The organism is Mesorhizobium sp. M0598 (assembly GCF_040320865.1).
Taxonomy (GTDB): Bacteria; Pseudomonadota; Alphaproteobacteria; order Rhizobiales; family Rhizobiaceae; genus Mesorhizobium.
In genome coordinates, this window is sequence record NZ_JAMYQL010000013.1 from 30,148 (window position 1) to 54,561 (window position 24,414).

24 protein-coding genes and 1 tRNA gene are annotated in these 24,414 nt (G+C 61.5%); 5 read left to right on the top strand and 20 right to left on the bottom strand.

Features of this window, described 5'->3' with window-relative positions:
- Nucleotides 1-23: 23 nt before the first annotated feature.
- Genes plsY through NKI59_RS17835 form a run of 3 tightly spaced genes read left to right on the top strand, consistent with a single transcriptional unit; the run spans nucleotide 24 to nucleotide 2,090 of the window.
- The gene (gene plsY / locus NKI59_RS17825) at nucleotides 24-611 is read left to right on the top strand and encodes a glycerol-3-phosphate 1-O-acyltransferase PlsY (RefSeq protein WP_352682860.1); all 588 of its coding nucleotides are present in this window, start codon (nucleotides 24-26) and stop codon (nucleotides 609-611) included.
- Nucleotides 608-1,732: a DNA-processing protein DprA gene (gene dprA / locus NKI59_RS17830; RefSeq protein WP_352682862.1), complete on the top strand. Its 1,125-nt coding sequence runs from the start codon at nucleotides 608-610 to the stop codon at nucleotides 1,730-1,732. Before plsY ends, dprA begins: the two co-directional genes overlap by 4 nt.
- Nucleotides 1,733-1,778: 46 nt before the next feature.
- A complete protein-coding gene (locus tag NKI59_RS17835) occupies nucleotides 1,779-2,090 on the top strand; it encodes a hypothetical protein (protein WP_352705712.1) in 312 nt (103 codons plus the stop codon).
- A 171-nt stretch (nucleotides 2,091-2,261) separates the two neighbouring features.
- On the opposite strand, the gene NKI59_RS17840 is transcribed toward NKI59_RS17835, so the two are convergent.
- Nucleotides 2,262-2,337: transfer RNA gene (locus NKI59_RS17840), tRNA-Lys, on the bottom strand.
- A gap of 308 nt (nucleotides 2,338-2,645) precedes the next feature.
- Between NKI59_RS17840 and NKI59_RS17845 the strand changes: the two genes are divergently transcribed.
- Nucleotides 2,646-3,119, top strand: a complete 474-nt coding sequence (locus NKI59_RS17845; protein ID WP_023674898.1) for a BA14K family protein — start codon at nucleotides 2,646-2,648, stop codon at nucleotides 3,117-3,119.
- A gap of 78 nt (nucleotides 3,120-3,197) precedes the next feature.
- Here the strand turns inward: NKI59_RS17845 and glpK are convergent, their stop codons facing one another.
- From glpK to NKI59_RS17920, 15 genes are all read right to left on the bottom strand, one after another.
- On the bottom strand, nucleotides 3,198-4,691 hold the full coding sequence (gene glpK / locus NKI59_RS17850; RefSeq protein ID WP_352705715.1) for a glycerol kinase GlpK: 1,494 nt from the start codon (nucleotides 4,689-4,691) through the stop codon (nucleotides 3,198-3,200).
- Nucleotides 4,692-4,836: 145 nt separating this feature from the next.
- Complete coding sequence (locus NKI59_RS17855) at nucleotides 4,837-6,564, bottom strand: ABC transporter substrate-binding protein (protein ID WP_352682868.1); 1,728 nt, start codon at nucleotides 6,562-6,564, stop codon at nucleotides 4,837-4,839.
- A gap of 78 nt (nucleotides 6,565-6,642) precedes the next feature.
- On the bottom strand, nucleotides 6,643-6,909 hold the full coding sequence (locus tag NKI59_RS17860; protein WP_031193610.1) for a DUF2160 domain-containing protein: 267 nt from the start codon (nucleotides 6,907-6,909) through the stop codon (nucleotides 6,643-6,645).
- A gap of 173 nt (nucleotides 6,910-7,082) precedes the next feature.
- Nucleotides 7,083-7,997, bottom strand: coding sequence for a carbohydrate ABC transporter permease (locus NKI59_RS17865; RefSeq protein WP_352523506.1), 915 nt, complete (start codon nucleotides 7,995-7,997; stop codon nucleotides 7,083-7,085).
- Nucleotide 7,998: 1 nt separating this feature from the next.
- Nucleotides 7,999-8,865 (bottom strand): carbohydrate ABC transporter permease, encoded by an 867-nt coding sequence (locus tag NKI59_RS17870; protein WP_023674893.1) that lies wholly within the window; start codon nucleotides 8,863-8,865, stop codon nucleotides 7,999-8,001.
- Between the two features lies 1 nt (nucleotide 8,866).
- The gene (locus tag NKI59_RS17875) at nucleotides 8,867-9,934 is read right to left on the bottom strand and encodes an ABC transporter ATP-binding protein (protein ID WP_352455722.1); all 1,068 of its coding nucleotides are present in this window, start codon (nucleotides 9,932-9,934) and stop codon (nucleotides 8,867-8,869) included.
- 9 nt (nucleotides 9,935-9,943) lie between these two features.
- The gene (locus NKI59_RS17880; RefSeq protein WP_352705716.1) at nucleotides 9,944-11,023 is read right to left on the bottom strand and encodes an ABC transporter ATP-binding protein; all 1,080 of its coding nucleotides are present in this window, start codon (nucleotides 11,021-11,023) and stop codon (nucleotides 9,944-9,946) included.
- A gap of 39 nt (nucleotides 11,024-11,062) precedes the next feature.
- The gene (glpD, locus tag NKI59_RS17885; RefSeq protein WP_023674890.1) at nucleotides 11,063-12,589 is read right to left on the bottom strand and encodes a glycerol-3-phosphate dehydrogenase; all 1,527 of its coding nucleotides are present in this window, start codon (nucleotides 12,587-12,589) and stop codon (nucleotides 11,063-11,065) included.
- 125 nt (nucleotides 12,590-12,714) lie between these two features.
- The gene (locus tag NKI59_RS17890) at nucleotides 12,715-13,482 is read right to left on the bottom strand and encodes a DeoR/GlpR family DNA-binding transcription regulator (RefSeq protein ID WP_023674889.1); all 768 of its coding nucleotides are present in this window, start codon (nucleotides 13,480-13,482) and stop codon (nucleotides 12,715-12,717) included.
- Between the two features lie 129 nt (nucleotides 13,483-13,611).
- Nucleotides 13,612-15,024: a pyridoxal phosphate-dependent decarboxylase family protein gene (locus NKI59_RS17895; protein ID WP_352705718.1), complete on the bottom strand. Its 1,413-nt coding sequence runs from the start codon at nucleotides 15,022-15,024 to the stop codon at nucleotides 13,612-13,614.
- Between the two features lie 58 nt (nucleotides 15,025-15,082).
- The gene (locus NKI59_RS17900; RefSeq protein ID WP_254817354.1) at nucleotides 15,083-15,814 is read right to left on the bottom strand and encodes a proteasome-type protease; all 732 of its coding nucleotides are present in this window, start codon (nucleotides 15,812-15,814) and stop codon (nucleotides 15,083-15,085) included.
- A gap of 31 nt (nucleotides 15,815-15,845) precedes the next feature.
- Nucleotides 15,846-16,640 (bottom strand): transglutaminase family protein, encoded by a 795-nt coding sequence (locus NKI59_RS17905; RefSeq protein WP_352448779.1) that lies wholly within the window; start codon nucleotides 16,638-16,640, stop codon nucleotides 15,846-15,848.
- Between the two features lie 61 nt (nucleotides 16,641-16,701).
- Nucleotides 16,702-17,643 carry an alpha-E domain-containing protein gene (locus NKI59_RS17910; protein WP_023674885.1) on the bottom strand — a complete coding sequence of 314 codons (942 nt, stop codon included), beginning with the start codon at nucleotides 17,641-17,643 and terminating at the stop codon, nucleotides 16,702-16,704.
- A 186-nt stretch (nucleotides 17,644-17,829) separates the two neighbouring features.
- Nucleotides 17,830-19,242, bottom strand: a complete 1,413-nt coding sequence (locus NKI59_RS17915) for a circularly permuted type 2 ATP-grasp protein (RefSeq protein WP_023674884.1) — start codon at nucleotides 19,240-19,242, stop codon at nucleotides 17,830-17,832.
- A 172-nt stretch (nucleotides 19,243-19,414) separates the two neighbouring features.
- On the bottom strand, nucleotides 19,415-19,651 hold the full coding sequence (locus NKI59_RS17920; protein ID WP_023674883.1) for an Lrp/AsnC ligand binding domain-containing protein: 237 nt from the start codon (nucleotides 19,649-19,651) through the stop codon (nucleotides 19,415-19,417).
- Nucleotides 19,652-19,892: 241 nt separating this feature from the next.
- Between NKI59_RS17920 and NKI59_RS17925 the strand changes: the two genes are divergently transcribed.
- On the top strand, nucleotides 19,893-20,312 hold the full coding sequence (locus NKI59_RS17925; protein WP_352705867.1) for a DUF4864 domain-containing protein: 420 nt from the start codon (nucleotides 19,893-19,895) through the stop codon (nucleotides 20,310-20,312).
- A gap of 9 nt (nucleotides 20,313-20,321) precedes the next feature.
- Here the strand turns inward: NKI59_RS17925 and NKI59_RS17930 are convergent, their stop codons facing one another.
- The 4 genes from NKI59_RS17930 to queA all read right to left on the bottom strand — a co-directional run bounded on the left by NKI59_RS17930 (nucleotide 20,322) and on the right by queA (nucleotide 24,405).
- Nucleotides 20,322-21,701 carry a glycosyltransferase family protein gene (locus NKI59_RS17930; protein WP_352705721.1) on the bottom strand — a complete coding sequence of 460 codons (1,380 nt, stop codon included), beginning with the start codon at nucleotides 21,699-21,701 and terminating at the stop codon, nucleotides 20,322-20,324.
- A gap of 220 nt (nucleotides 21,702-21,921) precedes the next feature.
- On the bottom strand, nucleotides 21,922-23,052 hold the full coding sequence (tgt, locus tag NKI59_RS17935; RefSeq protein WP_352705723.1) for a tRNA guanosine(34) transglycosylase Tgt: 1,131 nt from the start codon (nucleotides 23,050-23,052) through the stop codon (nucleotides 21,922-21,924).
- An 8-nt stretch (nucleotides 23,053-23,060) separates the two neighbouring features.
- A complete protein-coding gene (locus NKI59_RS17940; RefSeq protein ID WP_352448773.1) occupies nucleotides 23,061-23,330 on the bottom strand; it encodes a hypothetical protein in 270 nt (89 codons plus the stop codon).
- Nucleotides 23,320-24,405: a tRNA preQ1(34) S-adenosylmethionine ribosyltransferase-isomerase QueA gene (gene queA / locus NKI59_RS17945; RefSeq protein WP_352705725.1), complete on the bottom strand. Its 1,086-nt coding sequence runs from the start codon at nucleotides 24,403-24,405 to the stop codon at nucleotides 23,320-23,322. Before queA ends, NKI59_RS17940 begins: the two co-directional genes overlap by 11 nt.
- Nucleotides 24,406-24,414 lie beyond the last annotated feature (9 nt).

The following is a 24,414-nucleotide window of genomic DNA, read 5'->3' on the forward strand; positions in this document are numbered from 1 at the left end:
GCCAAGGAAAGTTCGGGGGAACAATGGCTTACAGTCCCGTCTTGGCATTGGTGTTCGGCTATCTTCTCGGCTCGATCCCGTTTGGCCTGCTGATCACCCGTGCCGCCGGCCTCGGCGACGTGCGCAACATCGGCTCCGGCAACATCGGCGCCACCAATGTGCTGCGCACCGGCAACAAGAGCTTGGCCGCGGCCACGCTTCTGCTCGACGCCCTTAAAGGCACCGCGGCGGTGCTGATCGCAGGCCGCTTTGCGCCCGAGTTCGGACTTTGGGCCGGCTTCGGCGCGTTTTTAGGTCATCTCTTTCCGGTCTGGCTCGGCTTCAAGGGGGGCAAGGGTGTCGCCACTTACCTTGGCGTGCTGATCGGCCTTGCCTGGCAGGCGGCGCTGATCTTCGCCGTCGTCTGGCTGGCGGTGGCCTTCCTGTTCCGCTTCTCCTCGCTTGCGGCACTGACGGCAGCAGTCGTGGTGCCCATGGCGCTGTATTTCCTGAGCACGCCGCAGATTGCCGGGCTTTTCGCGGCGATGAGCCTAATCGTCATCGTAAAGCACCGCGCCAACATTGCGCGGCTGCTTGCCGGCACCGAGGGTAAGATCGGGGCCAAGGAGTGAGCGAGCCCGACGCCGGGCCGCGCCTCAGCGACCGGCAGCGGCTGAGCTGGCTTCGTCTGATCCGCACGCCGAATGTCGGCCCGGCTTCCTTTCGCGACCTGATCAACCGGTTCGGTTCGGCCGAAGCAGCGCTATCGATGCTGCCCGAGCTGATGATTTCGGGTGGCGCCAAAAAAATCGTCCGCATCCCGTCCATTGCCGAGACCGAGGCGGAGCTGGAGACCGCCCGGCGGGCTGGCGCCCGCTTCGTCGGCATCGGCGAAGCGGATTATCCGCCGCTGATGAAAAGCATGGATCATCCGCCGCCGCTGCTCGCGGTCAGGGGCAATAGCGCGGTGTTCCGCTTGCCAGCGGTCGCCATCGTCGGCGCTCGCAACGCATCGCTGGCCGGCATCAAGATGGCGCGGATGCTGGCGGCGGATCTCGGCCGCGACGGCTATGGCATCGTCTCCGGCCTGGCGCGCGGCATCGATACGGCCGCGCACCATGGCAGCCTTGCGACTGGCACAATCGGCGTGCTCGCCGGCGGCCTCGATTTGCCCTACCCGCCCGAAAATGCCGGCCTGTGCGACGAGATTGCCGAGCGCGGCGGCGCCATCGTCTCCGAAATGCCGTTTGGCTGGCAGCCGCGCGCGCAGGATTTCCCGCGCCGCAACCGGCTTGTCGCGGGTGCTGCATTAGGGTTGGTGGTGGTCGAGGCCGCACAGCGCTCCGGCTCACTGATCAGCGCCCGGCTTGCCGGCGAGATGGGCCGCCTGGTCTTTGCCGTTCCCGGTTCGCCGCTCGATCCGCGCGCTGCCGGCGCCAATGGCCTGCTCAAGGACGGCGCAACCCTTGTCACCGAGGCCGCCGATATCACCAGTGCGATCGCCCCGCTGGTCGGCGCCTGGGCCCCAAGGACATCGCCGCTTGAGGAGCCGCCCGACTTTTCGGCAACGCCGCCGCCGCGCGAGGACGACCGCGACCGCGTCGTCGAGGCGCTCGGCCCGACGCCGGTAGCAGTCGACGAGATCATCCGCCACACCGGCCTGCATCCCGCCCAAGTGTTCATGGTGCTGCTGGAGCTCGACCTAGCCGGACGGCTCGAGCGCCATGCTGGCGGCAATGTCTCGCTGATTTGACCGAGAGCTTGCGCATGTCCCGGCACGCAATTCCGACGTGATCCCGATGGCCGATCCGAGCAACAAGCCAAAGCAGACGCTGTTCACTCGCACGACGGCCCTCGTCTGGTCAGCGCTGAGCGTCATGCTGGCGCTGCAATGGTCCGCCGATCTCGGCATGCTGGGTTCTCCTGATGGCTACATAACGCCCTTCGCAAGAGCGACCAGCACGCTTCGGGGCATTCTGACCGCAGCCTGCATGGCCCAGGGTCTCTACTTTTTCCTGGCCGGCGTGTTCGGCAGAAAGGTAAGCGCCGTCGGTCTTTGCCTGCAAATCTTGCCGGAGCAGTTCTCACCGTGGCGCCAGTGCTTATCGTGAAGGATTGTCCGCATTCACAGCTGTGCAGCAGAGCCTATGAGGCGCTCACCGGCACGATGATGGACGATGGAGCGGGCGGCTAAAGCCACTGCATGCGTTCGGCACGAGGTTGTCACCCATGTCTTAGGTACAATCTGTTACCTATGTCTCCGGGTTGGACAATCTTGATTTTGGTGAGCGCGATGGGATTCGAACCCATGACCTACTGATTAAAAGTCAGTTGCTCTACCGGCTGAGCTACGCGCTCCCGCGGGCTCAGAAAGGCCGCCCTCGAAATTGCGCGGAACATAGGGAGAGTGCCTCTGCCGGTCAACCGGAAAAAGACGGCTCGCAAACCGGACTGTCCTGCAGTGTCATCATGCCTTGCGGAGCGCTTCGGCGTCGACGGAACGGCCTCCCTCTCGCGCAAGGCCGAAGCTCGCGCTTTGCGGGACAAGCGCAAGCAGCGAATCGAGAGAACCTTTGCAGATCAGCAACTTGGGATTTTTGGCGGAACAATTTGCGCAGCCTGTCCGTTTTTCCGCGACAAGGGACACGCGTTTCAAGGAGAAGATCATGAATAGGATCATGTCGGGCCTGCTGGCGACCACCCTTTCGATCTCATTCGCTGCCGCGGAGATCGTGCCAGTCAACGCTCAGCCCAGCTATGCGCCCCCTGCCCAGGGGCTCACCTCGAATGTCCAGACCGTCCAGTACGAGCCGTGGCGGAGGCACCGGAATTTCAATCGCGATTTCTCGCGTCGCGATTTCCGTCGCAATTTTTCGCGTGACGACGGCATGTACTGGCGTGGCCATCGCGGCTATCGCGAATATCGTCGCGGCTATCGCCGTCACGGCGATTTCTGGTTCCCGCTGGCTGCGTTTGCTACTGGAGCGCTGATTACCGGCGCGATCGTCAACCAGAATCGTGTCTATCGTGGCGATGCCCACGTGCAGTGGTGCTATGACCGTTATCGGAGCTATCGCGCTTCTGACAACACTTACCAGCCCAACTACGGTCCGCGCCGGCAGTGCCGGTCGCCTTACTGAGTCCCAGATTAGAGGCTGCAAGCCCGCGCCCGAAACGGCGCGGGTTTTTCATTAGTGCGAATCCGGCGGCATCCCTGCCTATTGCGTACTTAGCGTCCTGCGCACAGCGTGGCGCCAACCTGCCAGCTTGGCGGCACGTGTCGAAGCATCCATGTCCGGCTTGAACCGGCGCTCGAGCGCCCAACTCCTGGCGAATTCCGCGGCCTTCGGCCAGACACCCGCCTTCGAGCCGGCCAGCCAAGCCGCACCGAGTGCTGTTGTTTCGAGAATTGTCGGCCGGTCGACCGGCGCATCGAGAATGTCGGCCAGCCGCTGCATGGTCCAGTCCGACGCCACCATGCCGCCATCGACCCTGAGCACGGTCTTGGCCGAGGCGGCCTTCCAGTCCTTGCGCATGGCGTCAAGCAGGTCGCGTGTTTGGAACGCAACGGATTCCAGTGCCGCGCGGGCAAATTCCGCCGGCCCCGAATTGCGGGTCAGCCCGAAGATGGCGCCGCGCGCCTCGGCATCCCAGTGCGGTGCGCCGAGCCCGACGAAAGCCGGCACCAGATAGACGTTCTGCGTTGGATCGGCTTCCGCCGCCAATTTGCCGCTCTGCTCGGCCTTGCCGATCACTTTGATGCCGTCCCGCAGCCATTGCACGGCGGCGCCGGCGATAAAGATCGAGCCCTCCAGCGCATAGGTGGTCTTGCCGTTCAGCCTGTAGGCGATGGTGGTCAAAAGCCGGTTCTTCGAACGCACCAGATCGCTTCCGGTGTTGAGCAGCGCGAAGCAACCGGTGCCGTAGGTGGATTTCATCATGCCCGGTTCGAAACAGGCCTGGCCGATCGCCGCCGCATGCTGGTCGCCGGCCACACCGAGGATTCTGATCTCTGCACCAAACAGGCTTTTGTCGGTGATTCCAAAATCATCGGCACAATCCTTCACCTGCGGCAGCATTCTTGCAGGTATGCCGAAAATGGCCAGCAGCTCGTCGTCCCAAGCGTTTTGTTCGATGTTGTAGACCAGTGTGCGTGAGGCATTGGTGGCGTCAGTGGCGTGGACCTTGCCGCCAGTCAGGCGCCAAATCAGGAAACTGTCGATGGTGCCAGCCAGCAGTTCGCCCTTCTCGGCGCGTTTTCTGGCGCCCTTCACCTTGTCCAGCATCCAGGCGATCTTGGTGCCGGAGAAATAGGGATCGAGCAGCAGGCCGGTCTTTTTCGTGAATTTCTTCTCCAGCCCCAGCTTCTTCAGTTTCTGGCATAGCGGCGCGGTGCGGCGGTCCTGCCAGACAATCGCGTTGTGGATCGGCTTGCCGGTCTCCTTGTCCCAGATGACGACGGTTTCGCGCTGGTTGGTGATGCCGATCGCGGCGACTTCCGCTGCGTTGCGGCCGGCTGTCTTCAGCGCGGCGTTCACCGTTTCCACGACGCTTGCCCATATCTCCTCGGGATCGTGCTCGACCCAGCCGGAGGCCGGATAATATTGGGTGAATTCCTTTTGCCCGCTGCCGACGACCATCATCTTGTCGTCGAACAGGATCGCCCGGCTCGATGTCGTCCCCTGGTCGATTGCAAGGATATATCCGGTCATTCTCTCTCCCGTCGAAGCGAATTCAAGGTGCTACGATGTCTCGACGCCAGATGGCGCGGAGCCGTTCACGCAAACAGGGGAGACGGCAACATGCCGCCTCCCCTGAGCATGGCGATGCGGGCGCGGACGCCCGCATCAAACGGTCCTATTGCTGCCAGCTCTTCACCAGCTCGTCGTAGTTGATGGTGACCGGCTTTTCCTTCTCGTTCTCGATCTTGAGCTGAGGAGCGAGATTGCCCTTCTTGACCGCGTCCGCATTCCAGTAGGCGAGGTCATGCTCTTCGGCCATCTTCGGGCCAATATCGCCCTGGACGCCCGACTTCTCGATGCGGCTCATCACCTTTTCCTGCTCGGCGCAGAGCGAGTCCATTGCTTCTTGCGCGCTCTTGGCGCCCGACGAAGCATCGCCGATCGCCTGCCACCAGAGCTGTGCCAGCTTCGGATAGTCCGGCACGTTGGTGCCGGTCGGCGACCACTGGACGCGTGCCGGCGAGCGGTAGAACTCGATCAAGCCGCCGAGCTTTGGCGCACGTTCGGTGAAGCTCTTGTCGTGGATCGTGCTCTCGCGGATGAAGGTCAGGCCGACATGGCTCTTCTTCACATCGACCGTCTTCGAGGTGACGAACTGCGCGTAGAGCCAGGCGGCCTTGGCGCGGTCGGTCGGCGTCGACTTCATCAGCGTCCAGGAACCGACGTCCTGATAGCCGAGCTTCATGCCGTCCTTCCAGTAGACGCCATGCGGCGACGGCGCCATGCGCCACTTCGGCGTGCCGTCGTCGTTCAGCACCGCCTTGGCGCTGGCGTCGACCATGCTGGCGGTGAAGGCGGTGTACCAGAAGATCTGCTGGGCAACCGCGCCCTGCGCCGGAACTGGCCCCGATTCGGAGAAGGTCATGCCTTGGGCTTCCGCCGGTGCATAGGCCTTCAGCCAATCGAGGTACTTCTGGATGGCATAGACGGAAGCCGGACCATTGGTGTCGCCGCCGCGCGCCGTGCAGGAACCGACCGGACGCGAATTCTCGTCGACCTTGATGCCCCATTCGTCGACGGGCAGACCGTTCGGAATGCCCTTGTCGCCATTGCCGGCCATCGACAGCCAGGCGTCGGTGAACCGCCAGCCGAGCGAGGGGTCCTTCTTGCCATAGTCCATATGGCCGTAGACCTTCTTGCCGTCGATCTCACGCCCGGTGAAGAACGCTGCAATGTCCTCATAGGCCGACCAGTTCACCGGCACGCCAAGGTCGTAGCCGTATTTGGCCTTGAAGTCCGCCTTGTTCTTCTCGTCGTTGAACCAGTCGTAACGGAACCAGTAGAGGTTGGCGAACTGCTGGTCGGGAAGTTGGTAGAGTTTCTTGTCGGGCGCGGTGGTGAACGAAGTGCCGATGAAATCCTTCAGGTCGAGATTCGGGTTGGTGACATCCTTGCCGTCGCCTGCCATCCAGTCGGTCAGGTTGCGCACCTGCTGGTAGCGCCAGTGCGTGCCGATCAGATCGGAATCGTTGACCCAGCCGTCATAGAGGTTCTGGCCGGTCTGCATCTGGGTCTGGATCTTCTCGACGACGTCGCCTTCCTGGATGACGTCATGCGTAACCTTGATGCCGGTGATGGCCGTAAAGGCCGGCGCCAGCACCTGCGATTCATACTGATGCGTGGCGATGGTTTCGGAAACCACCTTGATATCCATGCCGGCGAAAGGTTTCGCGGCATCGATGAACCATTGCATCTCGGCTTCCTGGTCGGCGCGCGAAAGCGTCGAAAGGGGCCCGATTTCCTTATCGAGGAAGGCCTTGGCCTCGTCCATTCCGGCATAGGCATTGCTTGCCCCGAGCAATAGGACAAGCGCAGTTGTTGATGTCAAGAATTGCCGTCGCATGTATTTCCTCCACTGTTAAAGTTCAAAGTGCGATCTGGATCGGCGGCCGGCACGCCGCCGTTCCAACAGTTTCCCCCTCTATACGTAGCGGAACACGCCGACGGCGTAGACCACGGAGAGAGCGAGAGCCCACCACAGATTGGGTCCGACTAGACCCAGCCAAGCGAGATGGATAAAGGCGCTGCCAAGCAGCGACAGGAACAGGCGGTCGCCACGCGTCGTTTCGAACCGCAGCACGCCGACGCGCGGATTGCCGCCCGGCGAGACGTATTCCCACACCGCCATGCCGCAAAGCAGCAGAAAGATGGTTCCAAAGAAGGCCGCAGTCGGCCACGTCCAAGCCATCCACGAAAAATCGAGGTTGGACGAGAGGTTAAATCCCCACAGGCGGATATTAGCCGGATCGCTGAAGCCTACCGTTATTGCCACGAAATCGATTTGAAGTGCCACCCAGGCCACGACGACCAGGGCGAGAAGCAGCACGGCCCACCACCATGGGCTTCTGTCGACCTGCTCCATCATACCCTCCCCAGGGCAAAGCCCTTGGCGATGTAGTTGCGCACAAACCAGATGACGAGCGCGCCGGGAATCAGCGTCAGCACGCCGGCTGCGGCGAGCAGCCCCCAATCCATGCCGGCGGCCGAAACGGTGCGGGTCATGGTCGCGGCGATCGGCTTGGCATCGGTTGTCGTCAGCGTACGGGCGATCAAGAGCTCCACCCACGAGAACATGAAGCAGAAGAAGCACGCCACGCCGATGCCGCTCGCAATCAGCGGCATGAAGATCTTGATGAAGAAGCGCGGGAACGAATAGCCGTCGATATAGGCGGTCTCGTCGATCTCCTTGGGTACGCCCGACATGAAGCCTTCGAGGATCCACACCGCCAGCGGCACGTTGAACAGGCAATGCGCCAGAGCCACGGCGATGTGGGTGTCGATAAGGCCGAAGGCCGAATAAAGCTGGAAGAATGGCAGCGCGAACACCGCCGGCGGCGCCATGCGGTTGGTCAGCAGCCAGAAGAACAGATGCTTGTCGCCGAGGAAGCGATAGCGCGAAAAGGCATAGGCAGCAGGCAGTGCCGCAGCCACCGAAATCACCATGTTCATAACCACATAGGTGATCGAGTTGATGTAGCCCGAATACCAGGACGCGTCGGTGAAGATGGTGCGGTAATTCGCCAATGTCGGTGCGTGCGGGTAGAGCGTCAGCGACGAGACGATCTCGCCATTGGTCTTGAAGCTCATATTGATGAGCCAGTAGATCGGCAAAAGCAGAACGATGATGTAGAGCGTCGGCACGATCCACCACCAGCGCGACTCCTCGCCGCGACGGCGCATCAGCCGTGCGATCTCGTCCTGCCGTAGCGTGCTGGCAAGCCCTTCCGAAGCTGTCGTCTCGCTCACTCTGTCGGCTCTTTCGTCAGCGCGGCTCATCTCAGCGCTCCGCGTCGTAATTGGTCATCACGGTGTAGAACACCCATGACAACAACAGGACGATAAGGAAGTAGACCAGCGACATCGCCGCCGCCGGGCCGAGGTCGAACTGGCCGAGCGCCGTCTTGACGAGATCGATCGAAAGAAAGGTCGTCGAGTTGCCGGGTCCGCCGCCGGTCACCACGAACGGTTCGGTGTAGATCATGAAGCTATCCATAAAGCGCAGCAGCACGGCGATCAGCAGCACGCGGTTCATCTTCGGCAGCTGGATGTAACGGAACACCGCCCAGCGCGAGGCACCGTCGATCTTGGCCGCCTGATAAAAGGCATCCGGGATCGAGACCAGGCCGGCATAGCAGAGCAGAACGACGAGGCTGGTCCAATGCCAGACGTCCATGATGATGACCGTGACCCAGGCGTCATATGGGTCTTGCACATAATTATAGTCGATGCCGAGCGCGTTGACGTAATAGCCGAGCAGGCCAATGTCGTTGCGCCCGAACACCTGCCAGATGGTGCCGACGACGTTCCACGGGATCAGCAGCGGCAACGCCATCAAAACAAGGCAAACAGGCACGCCCCAACCCTTCTTCGGCATATTGAGCGCAATGAAGATGCCGAGCGGCACTTCGATCGCCAGGATGATGAAGGAGAAGACAAGGTTGCGGATCATCGCCTGCCAGAAGCGGCTGGAGGAAAGCAGTTCCTCGAACCATTCCGTGCCGGCCCAGAAGAAGACGTTATTGCCGAAAGTGTCCTGCACCGAATAATTGACGACCGTCATCAGCGGTATGACCGCCGAGAACGCCACCAGCAGCAGCACCGGCAGCACTAGGAACCAGGCTCTGTTGTTCCAGGTCTTTTCCACTTCAGGCTCCCATCTCGACGCGCCAGGAATCGGCATAGATGTTGATGCCGGCCGGGTCGAACCGCACCTTCGGATCAGCCGGAACTGTCTCGTCCTCGCCGATGACGGCGGCGATCTCGCGTCCTTCGAGATTGGCACGGACCACCTTGTGGCGGCCGACGTCCTCGACCTTGCTGACCCGGACGGCCATGCCCTGGCTGCCCAGGCGCACATATTCGGGACGGATGCCGAGCTCGATGGCGCCGCCGCCCGCCTTGGGCACGCCCGGCAGTTCGATCTGCTGCGAGCCCAGCTTCGCTGTCTTGCCGTCGATCGCCACCGGCATGACATTCATGCCGGGCGAGCCGATGAAATAGCCGACAAAGGTGTGGCGCGGGCGCTCGAACAGCTCCGCCGGTGTGCCGATCTGCACGATTTCGCCGTCATACATGACGACCACCCTGTCGGCGAAGGTCAACGCCTCGGTCTGGTCGTGCGTGACATAGACCATGGTGTAGCCGAAGCGGCGGTGAAGCTGCTTCAACTGCGAGCGCAGCACCCATTTCATATGCGGGTCGATGACGGTCAAAGGCTCGTCGAACAGGATGGCATTGACGTCGGAGCGCACCAGCCCGCGTCCGAGCGAGATTTTCTGCTTCTGGTCGGCGGTCAGTCCGCGCGCCTTTCGTTTGGCCATATCGGCCAGCCCGGTCATCTCCAGCGTCTCGCGCACCTTGCGGTCGACGTCGGCCTCCGGCACGCCGCGATTGCGCAGCGGGAACGCCAGATTGTCGTAGACGGTCATCGTGTCGTAGATCACCGGGAACTGGAAGACCTGGGCAATGTTGCGCTCTTGGGTCGACAGATTGGTCACGTCCCTGCCGTTGAACAGCAGCTGGCCATGCGAGGGATGCAGCAATCCCGAAATGATGTTGAGCAGCGTGGTCTTGCCGCAGCCGGACGGGCCGAGCAGCGCATAAGCGCCGCCATCCTCGAACGTGTGGTGCACTTCCTTCAGCGCGAAATCGGCATCCGTGCGCGGGTTCTGCAGATAGGAGTGGCGGATATGATTGACATCGATGCGCGCCATCGCTTCCTCCTAGGCCGCCAGCTTCGGCGCGGCCACGGCGCGGCCGTGCTCGTCGAAGACCATGATGTGGCGCGGGTCGATGAACACCTCGACCTCCTCGTCCGGCTCGAAATCGCGAATGCCGTGGGTCAGCATGACCCAGCGCGCATCGGCAAAATCGAGATGGATGAAGCTTTCCGATCCGGTGATCTCAGTGATCGTCACCTTTGCGCGCACCGGCACTGCGGCGGCGTTGGGCCGTTCGAGGGACAGATGATGCGGCTGGAAGCCGATCGTATAGATCGCATCGGCAATGCCGAAGAGTTCCGCCGGCACCGGCAATTTCACGCCGCCCTCGAGGAGGAAATCCAGGCCCTTCTTGGCAAGCACGATGGTGTTGAGCGGCGGATCGGCGAAGGTTCTCGCCGTCACCAGATCGACCGGTTTGCGGAACACTTCGATGGTCGGCCCGAACTGGGTGATGCTGCCCTCGGAAAGCGTTGCCGTGTTGCCGCCGAGCAGCAAGGCCTCGTGCGGCTCGGTCGTGGCATAAACAAAGATTGTACCGGCGGCCGCGAAGACTTTCGGCAGTTCCGCGCGTAATTCTTCACGCAGCTTGTAGTCGAGATTGGCGAGCGGCTCGTCGAGCAGCACGAGGCTGGCATTCTTGACGATGGCGCGGGCCAGCGCGGTGCGCTGCTGCTGGCCGCCCGACAGACTGAGAGGCGTCCGGTCGAGATAGGGCGTTAGTTTGAGAAGGGCGGCGGCATTGCGCACCTCCCTGTCGATCGTTGCCTGATCCGTGCCGGCCACCCGCAGCGGTGAGGCGATGTTTTCGTAGACCGTCATCGCCGGATAATTGATGAATTGCTGGTAGACCATGGCGACGTTGCGCTTTTGCACCGGCATGCCGGTGACATCCTTGCCATCGAACCAGACCGAGCCCGAGGTCGGCACGTCGAGGCCCGCCATCAGCCGCATCAGGCTGGTCTTGCCGGAGAGCGTCGGCCCGAGCAGGACGTTGAGCGAGCCGTGCTGAAGCGTCAGCGAGACGTCGCGGATATGTTCCGCCGCACCCACCGTCTTCGTCACGTTTCTCAGTTCAAGCATGATGCCTCCTCCCAGGCTTTCTGCATCAGTCGGCCGTTCCTATTCGGCAGCCGCTACGTGCTGCCGGCTTATTCCGCGCATGAACTCGTCGAGCACTGCCGCCTGCTCACGGCTGAGACGCAGGCCGCGCTTGGTCCGGCGCCACAATACATCCTCGGCAGTCATCGCCCATTCGTTTTCGACGAGGTAGCGCACCTCGGCTTCGTAGAGATCGGCGCCGAAGTTACGGCCAAGATCGACGTTCGACTTGGCGAGGCCCAGCAGCTTCCTTGCGCGGGTGCCATAAAGCCGGGTCAACCGGCGGGCCAGCCGGGCGTCGAGGAACGGGTACGCCGTTTTCAGTTTCGCCACCTCGGCATCGAAGCCGGTGACGGGAAAGTCACCGCCGGGCAGCGGCGCGTTTGCCGTCCATGGTTTGCCGCGCTTGCCGAGAAAACCCTCGATCTTCTCGAGCATCGATTCCGACAATCGGCGGTAGGTCGTGATCTTGCCGCCAAAGGCGTTGACGATCGGGGCGGCACCCTCGCCTCCATCGGCCTTCAGCACATAGTCTCGGGTGGCTTCCTGCGCCTTTGAGGCGCCATCGTCGTAGAGCGGTCGCACCGCGGAATAGGTCCAGACGATATCCGACGGCTTGACCGGCTGCGCGAAATATTCGCTTGCCGCAGCGCAGAGATAGTCGATCTCGGCGTCATTGATCCTGACGTTGTGCGGATCGCCGGGATAGTCACGATCGGTCGTGCCGATGAGCGTGAATTCGTCCTCGTAAGGGATGGCGAAAATGATGCGCCCGTCCTTGTTCTGAAAGAAATAGGCGCGTGGATCGTCGAATTTCTTGCCCACGACGATATGGCTGCCTTGTACGAGGCGGACATTGTGCACGTCGTTCAAGCCGACGGTGGCCGACAGCACCTGATCGACCCACGGGCCGGCGGCATTGACCAGCAGCCGCGCCTTGACCTCCTCGGTATCGCCGGTCCGCACATTTTCAAGCCTGACCGTCCAGAGATTGCCTTCGCGGCGTGCGCTGACGACCTTTGTTCGGGTTCGAATGGTTGCGCCGCGCTCGGCAGCGTCGCGGGCGTTCAACACAACCAGCCGGGCATCGTTGACCCAACCGTCCGAATATTCGAACGCCTTTCGAAACAGCGGCTTCAGCGGCTTGCCGGCCGGATCCTTGGCCATGTCCAGCGTTTTCGTCGGCGGCAGCAATTTGCGCCCGCCAATATGGTCGTAGAGGAAAAGCCCGAGCCGGATCAGCCAGGCCGGACGCAGTCCCTTGGCGTATGGCAGCACGAAGCGCATCGGCCAGATGATGTGCGGCGCGTTCCTCCACAGGACCTCGCGTTCCATCAGCGCTTCGCGCACCAGACGGAATTCGTAGAATTCGAGATAGCGCAAGCCGCCGTGGATCAGTTTGGTCGAGCCGGAAGAGGTCCCGCTGGCCAGATCGTTCATCTCGGCAAGAAAAACCGAAAAGCCACGTCCAACGGCATCGCGGGCGATGCCGCAGCCATTGATGCCGCCACCGATGACGAAAATGTCATGAATCGGTGATGCGCTCAAAGAATCCTCCCTCGATTTCGCATTGCAGCATTTTTGGGTTCTTGCGAAACCGTAGAGGAATTATTTCGAAATGATAACGAATGTCAAACGAAATATGATAGGCGGAAGATGCCGCTACGGCATCTCTAGGATAGCGACGTTTCGATCAGCTGAACTTCTGCCTCCTGGCAGATCTTACGCACCGACGGGATGTCGCAACGATCGGTGATAAAGGTGTTGACCTGCGACAGATGGCCGATGCGGACGGGCGCGGTGCGCTCGAATTTGGTCTGGTCCGACACCAGGATCACATGTCGGGCGTTGGCGATGATCGCCTGAGCCACCTTCACCTCGCGAAAATCGAAGTCGAGCAGTGCGCCGTCATGGTCGATGGCCGAGGCGCCGATCACCGCAAAATCGACCTTGAACTGCCTGATGAAATCGACCGCGGCCTCGCCGACCACACCGCCGTCGGAACCGCGCACGACACCGCCGGCGATCACCACCTCGATCGAAGGATATATGCGCATCCTGTTGGCAACATTGATGTTATTGGTGATGACCATCAGGCCGCTGTGATCGAGAAGCGACTTGCTGACAGCTTCCGTCGTTGTCCCGATATTGATGAACAGAGACGCGTTATCGGGGATCAGCCGGGCTGCTGCGCGGCCGATCGCCTCCTTCTCCTCGGCGGCGATCTTGCGCCGAGCCTCATATTCCATGTTCTCGATGCCGGAGGGGAACAATGCCCCGCCATGGATGCGGGACAAAAGCCGCTGGTCGCAGAGATCGTTGAGATCCTTGCGGATCGTCTGCGGCGTCACGTTGAAATGCGTCGCCAGCTCCTCGACCAGTACGCGGCCATGGTCCTTGGCCATCTGGATGATTTCGGAATGACGCGGCGACAGATACATCTAGCAACCCTCTCATTTTCGTTTTTCTCGTCTATAGCTGAAAACGAAAGCCATGAACAGGTATGGGCCGGCTAATGAAAATCGGGCGACTGCAGCGAGAAAAGCTCCAGCGCAATCTCGACGAGGCTATCAACTCAGCCCCCGCGCGATCTCAGTGATGACCGAGAAAGCAGTATCGACGTCCGCCGCAGTCGTTTCGAACTGCCCGACCTGAAAGCGGATCGCCACCTGCCCGTCCACCCGGGTCTGCGTCAGGTAAATGCGGCCGTCATCGTTGATCGCGCTGACCAACCGCAAATTGTGCTCGTCAGAGTCGATGGCCGCAGCCGCGAGATGGCGGAATGAGAATAGCGACAGCATCGGTTCCGTGACGATCTCGAAATCCGGTTCCCGAGCCAGCCGCGCGGCGAGGCTCTCGCTCCAGGCAACATGGTTGCGGATCATGTTCCGCAGATTTTCCAAGCCATGCGCACGCAGCAGGAACCAAAGTTTCAGAGCGCGGAACCTCCGTCCGAGCGGCACCGACCATTCGGAGTAGTTGATGACCCCGTCGCGGCCATGCGTTTTCAGGAATTCGGGCTTGATCGCCAGCGTGCGGACCAGCTCTTCCGGCTGGCGGATGAACTGCATCGAGCAATCGAACTGTGCCCCCAACCATTTATGCGGGTTGAAGACGATGGAATCGGCATTTTCGGCGCCGGTCCAGAAATGCCGGAACTCGTGGCAGATCATGGCGGAGCCGGCCCATGCGGCATCGACATGCAGGTAGAGCCCGTGCCGCTTCGCCACCTCGGCAACAGCCGCCACATTGTCGGTGCCGCCGGTACTTGTGCCGCCGACGCTGGCGATGATGCCCGCCGGCAGCATGCCGTTTTCGCGGTCGGTAACGATCGCGGCTTCCAGAGCCGCCGTCTGCATGGCGCGGAAGCGTCCGGCGACCGGAATGCGCACGAGGTTCGCCTCGCCGATGCCCGACACCCAGATCGCCCGGTCGATAGAAGTATGGACTTGGTCGGAAGAATAGATCCGCACGACCGGCTGCCCTTGCAAGCCGTTCTTGTTGCCTTGCCAGTCGAGCGCGCGCTCGCGCATGGTCAGCACGGCGGCAAGCGTCGCCGATGAAGCCGAATCCTGCATGACGCCGGAAAATCCCTCCGGCAAACCAAGCGCCTGCCGCATCCAGTCGACGACACGCGTCTCGAGCTCGGTTGCCGCCGGCGAGGTCTGCCAGAGCATGCATTGCGCGGCCATCGCGGAAACCAGATACTCGGCCACGACGGAGACCGGTGCCGCGTTAGCCGGGAAATAGGCGAAGAAACGCGGATGCTGCCAGTGCGTCATGCCCGGCAAGATCTTTTGTTCGAAATCGGCGAAGATTGCCTGCATCGTTTCGCCGTCTTCCGGCGGCGCGGCATCGATGCTTTTGAAGATTTCGCCCGGCTCGACAAGCGGCCGCACCGGTTTTTCGCGAAGGCTGTTTCTGTAGTCGGCGCCCCATTCAGCCGCTCGCAGCGACCATTCGCGGAATTCGTTGCTATTCATCTTCGCCTCCGTAGCGCCTCATCGAGCCGCGATCAAAGAGCACGAAAAACGAAGGTTTTCATTCGGGAAAATCAGGCAGACTGGCAAAGGCGGTCTTCAGAGCGTTCGACCAGCTATCCGAGATCGTACGATAATATTGATCGTCCTGGGTTATTCGCTTTTTGAGGCCGACCTTGAAAGTGTCCTTTTCATAGAACAGCAGGTCGAGCGGCAGGCCGACCGACAGGTTCGACTTCAGCGTCGAGTCGAACGACACCAGCAGCAACTTCACCGTCTCGGCGAAACTCATGGTCCTTTCATACGCACGGATAATGATCGGCTTGCCGTATTTGGTCTCACCGATCTGGAAGAACGGCGTGTCGTCGGTGGATTCGATGAAATTGCCTTCCGGATAGATCATGAACAGGCGCGGCGCGCTGCCCTTGATCTGACCGCCGAGGATGAAGGAGGCGTTGAAGTAGGAATCCGCCTTTTCGCCCGCCGGCGACGAACTGGCGATGACCTCCTTGACGGTGTCTCCGACCAACCGGACTGTCTGGTACATGGAGGGCGTTTCGAGCAGTGTGGCACGGCGCTCCGCCACTGCCTTGGTGCGTTCGTCGAGCAGGCTGACCACGGCCTGCGTCGTCGCCAGATTGCCGGCCGACATCAAAACGATGACGCGCTCGCCCGGCTCTTCCCAGACATGCATCTTCCTGAAGGTCGAGATCGAATCCATGCCGGCGTTGGTGCGCGTGTCCGACATGAACACGAGCCCGCGATCGATCTTCAGGCCGACGCAATAGGTCATCGAATCTCTTTGGCAACAATCTTGCCGGGGATTACTGCTCCACGGTGACGGTGACCGCAAGCTGTTCTTCCGCCTGTCCCAGCCGAATTCCAGATACCGGCGTGGCGTCGCGATAATCGCGGCCGGTCGCCACCTTCACATAACGCTCGTCCGGAGAAATGCCGTTGGCGACATCGAAGGCGACCCAGCCGAGGCCCGAGACATGCGCCTCGGCCCAGGCGTGGCTTGCCGCCTGCTCGATGGCCGCATCCATCATCAGGTAGCCGCTGATATAGCGGGCCGGAAAATCCATGGCACGCGCCGCGGCAACGAAGATGTGGCTGTGGTCCTGGCAAACGCCGGTCTTGAGCGCCAGGGCCTCTTCGGCCGGCGTCGTCACGTTGGTGGTGTCCGGCGTATAAGCGACGCGCTCGCCGATCACCGCCATCAACCGGTGCAGCCTTTCGATGTCGGTACCCTTGCCGACCGAGGCAGCAAGCTCGCGAATGCCGCTTCCGATCGTCGTCAGCGGCGTTTCCTGGCCGAACAGCCAGAGCGGCGCGAAACCCTGGTGCGGTCCGCAGACGCCAGCGGTGTCGCGCGTCACCACTTCGCCGGCTGCTTCGACGGTGATGAAGTCGCGCTCGCCCTCGACGCTCAACAGCCGGGTATCATTGCCGAAATGGTCGGTGAAGCGCACTTCCTCGCGTGCGCCTTCGATCCTCAGCGCCCAGGACAGCACCGTCTGGGTGCGCCCGTTCACCGGGAGCAGCCGCAAACGCTGCAACAGATAATGCACCGGCGCATCGTAGCGGTATTCCGTCAGGTGGGTGATCTTCAGCCGCATCGCACTCGTCCCTGGAGCATGAGCTTTTCCGAAAACCGGTCTCCGCTTTTTGGGGTCATGCTCAATAGAACCTGTAATCCTGCGCGATCTCGTCGCCGAGCCTGGTGTTGTCGCGGATGAAATTGGCCAGGAATTCGTGCAGGCCGGCGTCGAAAATATCCTTGATCGACCCGGCCGTCAGCATGGCCTGGGTCTTGGCAGCCGTCGCATGGCAGGCGTGGCGCTCCCCATAGTCGTCACCCAGGAATTTGAGATGCTCCGTCAGGAAGCGGTAGCAAAAGGTCAGCGAGCGCGGCATGCGGACGTTGAGGATCAGATAATCGGCGATGTTGCTCGGCTTGTAGTCGGCATCATAGACCCAGCGATAGGAACGGTGCGCCGACACCGAGCGCAGGATCGATTCCCATTGGTAGTTGTCGAGCGTCGAGCCGACCCAGGAGATCGACGGCAACAGCACGTAGTATTTCACATCCAGGATACGCGCGGTGTTGTCGGCGCGTTCGACATAAGTGCCGAGCTGCGAGAAATCGAAAATCTCGTTGCGCAGCATCGTGCCGTAGAACGAGCCGCGGATCAGCGCCGTCTCGCGCTTAATTGCGTCGAGCGCGTTGGGCAGGTCGCGCTCGTCGATCGGCTTGGCCAGCATCCGCTTCAGCGACATCCAGGCTTCGTTGATGCTTTCCCAGGTTTCACGGGTCAGTGCGGTACGCACCATGCGGGCATTGTTACGGGCCGTTTCGATAGACGACATCGTGCTCGACGGGTTCGATGTGTCGCGCAGCAGATAGTCGGCGACATTGGCGGCGGTGTAGTCGGAATATTTCTGCGTGAAGCTGGCGTCCGAACCGGCGCTGAGCAGCACCGAATTCCACTCCTCCGAAGCGTTCTGAGTACGAGTCAGCGCCATGCGCAAGCCGGCATCCACCAGCCGCGCCATGTTTTCCGCCCGCTCGATATAGCGGTTCATCCAGTAAAGCCCGTTGGCGGTGCGGCCGAGAAGCATGTCAGGCGGTCCTGTGGTGAATAGTGAATAGTGAATGGTGAATGGTGACTATCCGGATTCCAGGGCACGATGCCGCGCGCTTCACTTTCGGGCATTTCACCAACATCAACGACCCATATCCCTACCTATTCACTATTCACTATTCACTATTCCACTATTCACTATTCACTATTCACTACTTCCACTCTAATCATCCAACACCCACGTATCCTTCGTGCCCCCGCCTTGCGAGGAATTGACGACCAGCGAGCCTTCCTTGAGCGCTACTCGGGTCAGCCCGCCGGGGACGATCTGGATACGGTCGGAAACCAGCACATAGGGGCGCAGATCGACATGGCGCGGCGCCAGCCCCTTGTCCGTCAGGATCGGACAGGTCGACAGCGCCAGCGTCGGCTGGGCGATGTAGTTCGACGGTTTTGCCGCGAGCTTTTTGGAAAACTCTTCGCATTCCTTCTTGGTCGCCGCCGGGCCGACCAGCATGCCGTAACCGCCGGAGCCGTGGACTTCCTTGATCACCAATTCGTCGATGTGTTCGAGCACGTATTTCAGGCTGTCCGGCTCAGAACAGCGCCAGGTCGGGATGTTGCCGAGCATCGCCTTGCGGCCGGTATAGAATTCGACGATCTCGGGCATGTACGAATAAATCGCCTTGTCGTCGGCGATGCCGGTTCCCGGCGCATTGGCGATCGTGATGTTGCCGGCGCGGTAGACGTCCATAATGCCCGGCACGCCAAGTGCCGAGTCGGGGCGGAACGTCAGCGGATCGAGGAACGAGTCGTCGACACGACGGTAAAGCACGTCGATCTGCTTGTAGCCCTCGGTGGTGCGCATCGCGACATGGCCATCGACGACGCGCAGATCCTGCCCCTCGACAAGCTGCACGCCCATCTGGTCGGCAAGGAAAGCATGTTCGAAATACGCCGAGTTGAAGCTGCCCGGCGTCAGCACGGCAATGGTCGGCGCACCCTTGGTGCTTTGCGGCCGCACTGCCGCCAGCGACTGGCGCAAGAGCTGCGGGTAATTCTCAACCGGCCGCACCTTGATCTGCTGGAACAGCTCGGGAAAGAGCTGCATCATCGTCTCGCGGTTCTCCAGCATGTAGGAGACGCCGGACGGCGTGCGCGCGTTGTCCTCCAGCACGTAGAACTCGTTCTCGCTAATGCGTACGATGTCGACGCCGATGATGTGGGTATAGACGCCGGCCGGCGGCCGCACCCCGATCATCTCGGGCAGGAACGCCTCGTTCTTGGCGATCAACTCCTTCGGCACCCGGCCGGCGCGCAAGATCTCCTGGCGATGGTAGATGTCGTCGAGAAAGGCGTTCAGCGCCTGGACGCGCTGCTCGATGCCTTGCGTCAGCCGTCGCCATTCATTGCCCGAAATGATGCGCGGAACGATATCGAAGGGTATCAGCCGCTCCGATGCTTCCTGCTCGCCGTAGACGGCGAAAGTGATGCCTGTCTTGCGAAAGACGCGTTCGGCGTCCTGCATCTTCTCGGTAAGTCTGGCCGGGTCCTGTTCCTTCAGCCAGCGATCGTAAGCCGAATACGGTTTTCTCAGCCCGGAAACTTCCGGAAGCATTTCATCGAACGCTGCCAATCGCATACTCCCCTGTGGCGCCATTTCACTGGCCTCGCTGGAGAAAATCAAGCGCAATCGGTGATTTGTTGGGCGCCGGCGATCAGTATATCGCACTTGCCTAAAATTAAGGCAGCACCAATAGGGCCTTGATCAGGCTTTGCCTGGTGTCCGGGCAGATGCCGGATGCGGATCAAAACGCGCGAAAGGTGACGACCGTGAACGTATCCTTGATGCCCGGGAGAATCTGCACTTTCTCATTGACGAAGTGGCCGATGTCTTCCTCGTCGTCGACATAGAATTTGGCGAGCAGGTCGTAGTTTCCGGCTGTCGAGTAGATTTCCGAAGCAATCTCGGCATCGGCCAGGGCGCTGGCAACGTCGTAGGCCTTGCCCAGATCGCATTTTATCTGCACGAAAAATGCCTTCATTGCCTGGTCCTGCTCACATCGCACGCTCTAGGTATAATCGAGCGGCCCTTGTGGCAGACTGCCGTTCGCCTTTCAAGCATCGGCAATCGCTCAGGCTGTTCTCGCCTCGACAATGCGTCTCGGTCTGGACACGGACTGCCACGCCGAATGTTTGCGCTCGGCTGAAACCCTGAAGCACTGCAAAGCGTATGGTATCATGTACCTTCAGGCAGCGATTTCTCAGGGACAACGGAGACAGGCCATGCGCCGCGCGTTTTTCGCATTCGCAGTCGTTCCATTCATTTTCGCATCCCAGGCCTTTGCTGGCGACGCCGAAGTCAAAGCGGCGCAGACGGTCATCGATGGGCAGTTGAGGGCCTTCATCGCCAATGACGGAATGACGGCCTACAGCTTTGCCGCACCGAATGTGAAACGCATCTTTCCGACCGTCGATACCTTCATGAACATGGTGACAAAAGGCTATCCGCCGGTGCGCCAACCGCAGACCTACTCCTTCGGCAAGGTTCGCGCGACGAGCCCGACGTCGATCATCCAGCAAGTGCTGATCGTCGGCCCGGATGGCAAGGACTACGAGGCGGTCTACACGCTCGAACTACAGCCTGACGGCAGCTTTCGGATCACCGGCTGCAGCCTGCGTGCGTCCACGTCGCTCAGCACCTAAAGGGGTGTTTCAATCCTGTCGCCGGTAGAGCGTCCAGCTCAGGCCTGAAAACCCCCAATGCCTCGACGCATCGGCCCGTTCATACGCCAGAGCGCATGCGGCCGTCGGTTCGACATGTTCGGCTTGTTTGTCCACGTCCCCCTCGAGGACCAGCCAGGCGGGCCGTTCGGTGCACATCCCGTCGTCTGGAACCAGCAATGCCCGACGATCCATTCGCGCCGCAAAATAGTCGACGACAATGGGGGTGCGGAAATTGCCGTCGCTGGCATAGGTGGTTGCGCCGTTCCTGGTCATTTCATCGACGATAGCGGCGTAGGAGCCGCGTCCATATTGATAGAGCTGGAGCAGCGACGAAATGCTTCCACTCACCACGATCGCCAGCGCTCCCATCGCAAGTAGCCTTGCAGTCCCGCGAGCATCCAGGCCGCGGCCAATCATCTCGCCGGCCCAGAGCAGCAGCAATGTTCCGCTGATGATGAAATAGCGTGGGAACTCGAGGTTGGGCAGATGCGCCGCCGCCATGAGCAAAGGCAGTCCGATAATCCCGATCGCATGAAGGCTGGCTCGGCGACCGCGCCAGACACCGGCGGAGAGGCCGACAAGACAGCAGGCGGCAACGATGTAGGGCCCGTCGCCGAACCAGGGTGGCAGCCCGAACAGAGAGCGGATCATCCCGCCATAGCCCTGCGCGAAGGCGGCAATCGAGAACGGCGAAACACCACCGACACTGAAGCCGAACAGCCTGCCGCCGACAAACACGCCGACAGCCAGCGGCAGCACGGCAAGCAAGCCCGGCAGGAAGATCGACGCCAGGTCCGCAACGACACGGCCGACCTTCGCCGTACGCTGCCAGGCGAGCCAGGCGGTCCAGATTGCGAGGACCGCCACCATTCCGATCATTGTGAGGTGGCACAGGAAGCCGAAAAGGATCGCCGCTGCCAAGGCCGCGCCAGACCACCGTCTACTGTCGAGCCGGCGCTCCAGAAAAACCACCGAAAGCAGCGTGAACAGCACAAGGCCGGCATAGCCGCGTGCCTCCGAGCCGTAATGGATCATTGGGTAGCTCACGGCAAACAACAGGCTTGTGGCAATCATCACCTGTCGTCCGCGCGATGCGGCGCTCGCTGCCGCCGCACCGATCGTGGCAACACCTAATGCTATCGACAGACCTCGCTGGATCAGCGGCGAAGCATCGGGGCCAATGAGATAGAGATAGACCGAGTTGAGGAAATGATTGTTGTCGTGATTGACGCGCCAGAATATCTGGTCGATCGAGGTAAGCGGCTCGATCAGCGCAAAGCTCCAGATCTCGTCCAGCCAAAGGTCGCCGCGCGCGCCAAGCAAGCGCAAGACCAGGCCGGTCACTGCGATCGCCAGAATCGCAAGCAACGACCCAGCCGTCCATCGCTGAACCGCGATGGGGGTCGAAGGCGAAGGCTCGGCGATGCCGTTCGTCCGCACCGTCGTGCCAGGAACTGAAACTTGCCCCGAAACGAACAGGTTCTTGATCCTCGCCCGATGTCGTCCGGCAATGCTTATTAGGCAGTCGTTTCAAAACAGTTCATGGCAGGGGCAACTCCTCCCTGGAGCCGGATTCTGGCGAGCATGCCTACCGGACGGCGAGGTCACCGTTTGCCCATTGCTGCGTGATGATCTCGGCTTGTTCGGCGAACCTGCCAGCCTCGATCGCTTCACGAATGTCGCGCATCAGCTGCTGGTAATAGGACAGATTGTTCCAGGTCAGGAGCATCGCCCCAAGCGCCTCTTGCGAGCGCACCAGATGGTGCAAATAGGCCCGCGAATAGTCGCGTGCGGCCGGGCAGTCGCTTTCCTCATCGAGCGGACGCGGATCGTCGGCATGGCGGGCGTTGCGCAGATTGACCTTGCCGCGCCGTGTGTAGGCAAGGCCGTGGCGCCCTGCCCGCGTCGGCATCACGCAGTCGAACATGTCGATGCCGCGCGCCACCGACTTCAAAATGTCGTCCGGGGTGCCGACGCCCATCAGGTAGCGCGGCCGGTCAGCCGGCAGCTCCGGGCAAGTGATGTCGAGTATCTCCACCATCACCGCTTGCGGCTCGCCGACAGCCAGCCCGCCGATCGCGTAGCCCTTCAGCTCCATTGCCTTCAGCGCCTGCGCCGAGCGCAGCCGCAGATCCGGCACGTCGCCGCCTTGCACAATGCCGAACATCGCCTTGCCGGGCTGCTCGCCGAATGCGGTCTTGCAACGCTCGGCCCAGCGCAACGACAACTCCATGGCACGCTCGATCTCGTTCTGCTTGGCCGGCAGCGCCGTGCATTCGTCGAGCTGCATCTGGATGTCGGAATCGAGCAGCCCCTGGATCTCTATCGAACGCTCCGGCGACATCTCGTAGGCGCCGCCGTCGATATGCGAACGGAAGGTAACGCCGCTCTCGGTCAGTTTCCGCAGCTTCGACAGCGACATTACCTGGAAGCCGCCGCTGTCGGTCAGGATTGGATGCGGCCAGCGGGCGAATTCATGCAGGCCGCCGAGCCGCGCCACGCGCTCGGCGCCGGGTCTTAGCATCAGGTGGTAGGTGTTGCCGAGGATAATGTCCGAGCCGACGCCGCGCACCTGATCCATATACATGGCCTTCACCGTGCCGCCGGTACCGACCGGCATGAAGGCAGGCGTGCGGATTTCCCCGCGCGGCATGGTGATTGCACCACGCCGCGCCCTGCCGTCGGTCGCCAGCACCTTGAAGGTGAATGCGTCAGTCATTGAATTCCCTAGCCATCGAACTCCTTGTCGAATACCGGCGCGTCCGGGGCCTGCTTGTCGAGTGATTGCCGGTAGCGGATGCAGCCGCGCATGAATTTCGGCCACGGCGGCACGGCAATCGCCGGCTCGGTCTTTTCGGGCAAAAGTGACCAGAGGTCGGGATGATGCCAGCACAGATCATGGCCGGTGGCGTCGCGGTGTTGGCGGATGCCGGCGCGCAGTTTCCTGACCTCGGCGATCAAGGCTTCCCGGTCGAAGGTTTCCAGGTCATCGTCCATTACTATCCTCCCTGAACAGAAGACTTGCGTCTCCATAGGAATAAAACCTGTAGCGGTTCTCGATGGCATGCGCATAAGCCGCCCGCATCGTCTGCAAACCGCAGAAGGCCGAAACCAGCATGAACAGCGTCGAACGCGGCAGATGGAAATTGGTCATCAGCATGTCTGCGGTCTTGAAACGATAGCCGGGCGTGATGAAGATGTCTGTCGGGCCTGACCATGCGGCCAGCCTGCCGTCCTCGCCGGCCGCGCTCTCCAATAAGCGCAGCGATGTCGTGCCGACAGCGATAATGCGCCCTCCTTTTGCTTTCGCCGCATTCAGCGCCTCGGCGGTTTCCGGGCTGACCGAACCGGTTTCGGCGTGCATCTTGTGGTCGGCGGTGTCGTCCGCCTTCACCGGCAGGAACGTACCGGCGCCGACATGCAGCGTGACGAAACGGCGCTCTATGCCCTTGGCGTCGAGCCTCGCAAACAGCTCCGGCGTGAAATGCAGCCCTGCCGTCGGCGCGGCGACCGCGCCCTCCTCCCTCGCATAAATGGTCTGATAATCGCTGCGGTCGCGTTCGTCGTCGTCACGCTTGGAGGCGATGTAGGGCGGCAGCGGGATGTGGCCGACAGCGTGCAGCGCCTCGTCGAGGAACGGACCTGACAGGTCGAAGCCGAGCAGCACCTCGCCGCCTTCCCCCTTCTCGATCACTGTCGCATCGAGCTGGCCGAGAAAGCAGGAATTGGCGTCATGACCGAAATGGATGCGATCGCCGGCGGCGATGCGCTTGCCCGGACGCATGAAGGCTAGCCACCGGTCGGGCGCCATCCGCATATGCAGCGTGGCTTCGACCTGCGCTGCTGCTTCGCCGCGCCGCCTGATGCCTTTCAGCTGCGCCGGAATGACCTTGGTGTCGTTGAAGACCAGCACATCACCGGCCTTGAGCAGGGACGGCAGGTCGCGCACCGTCCGGTCCTCGAGCCCCTCACCCGGCCTGACCACCAGCATTCTGGCGCTGTCGCGCGGTTCGGCTGGGCGAAGCGCGACGCGCTCTTCCGGCAGATCGAAATCGAAAAGATCGACGCGCAAGAGATCCCC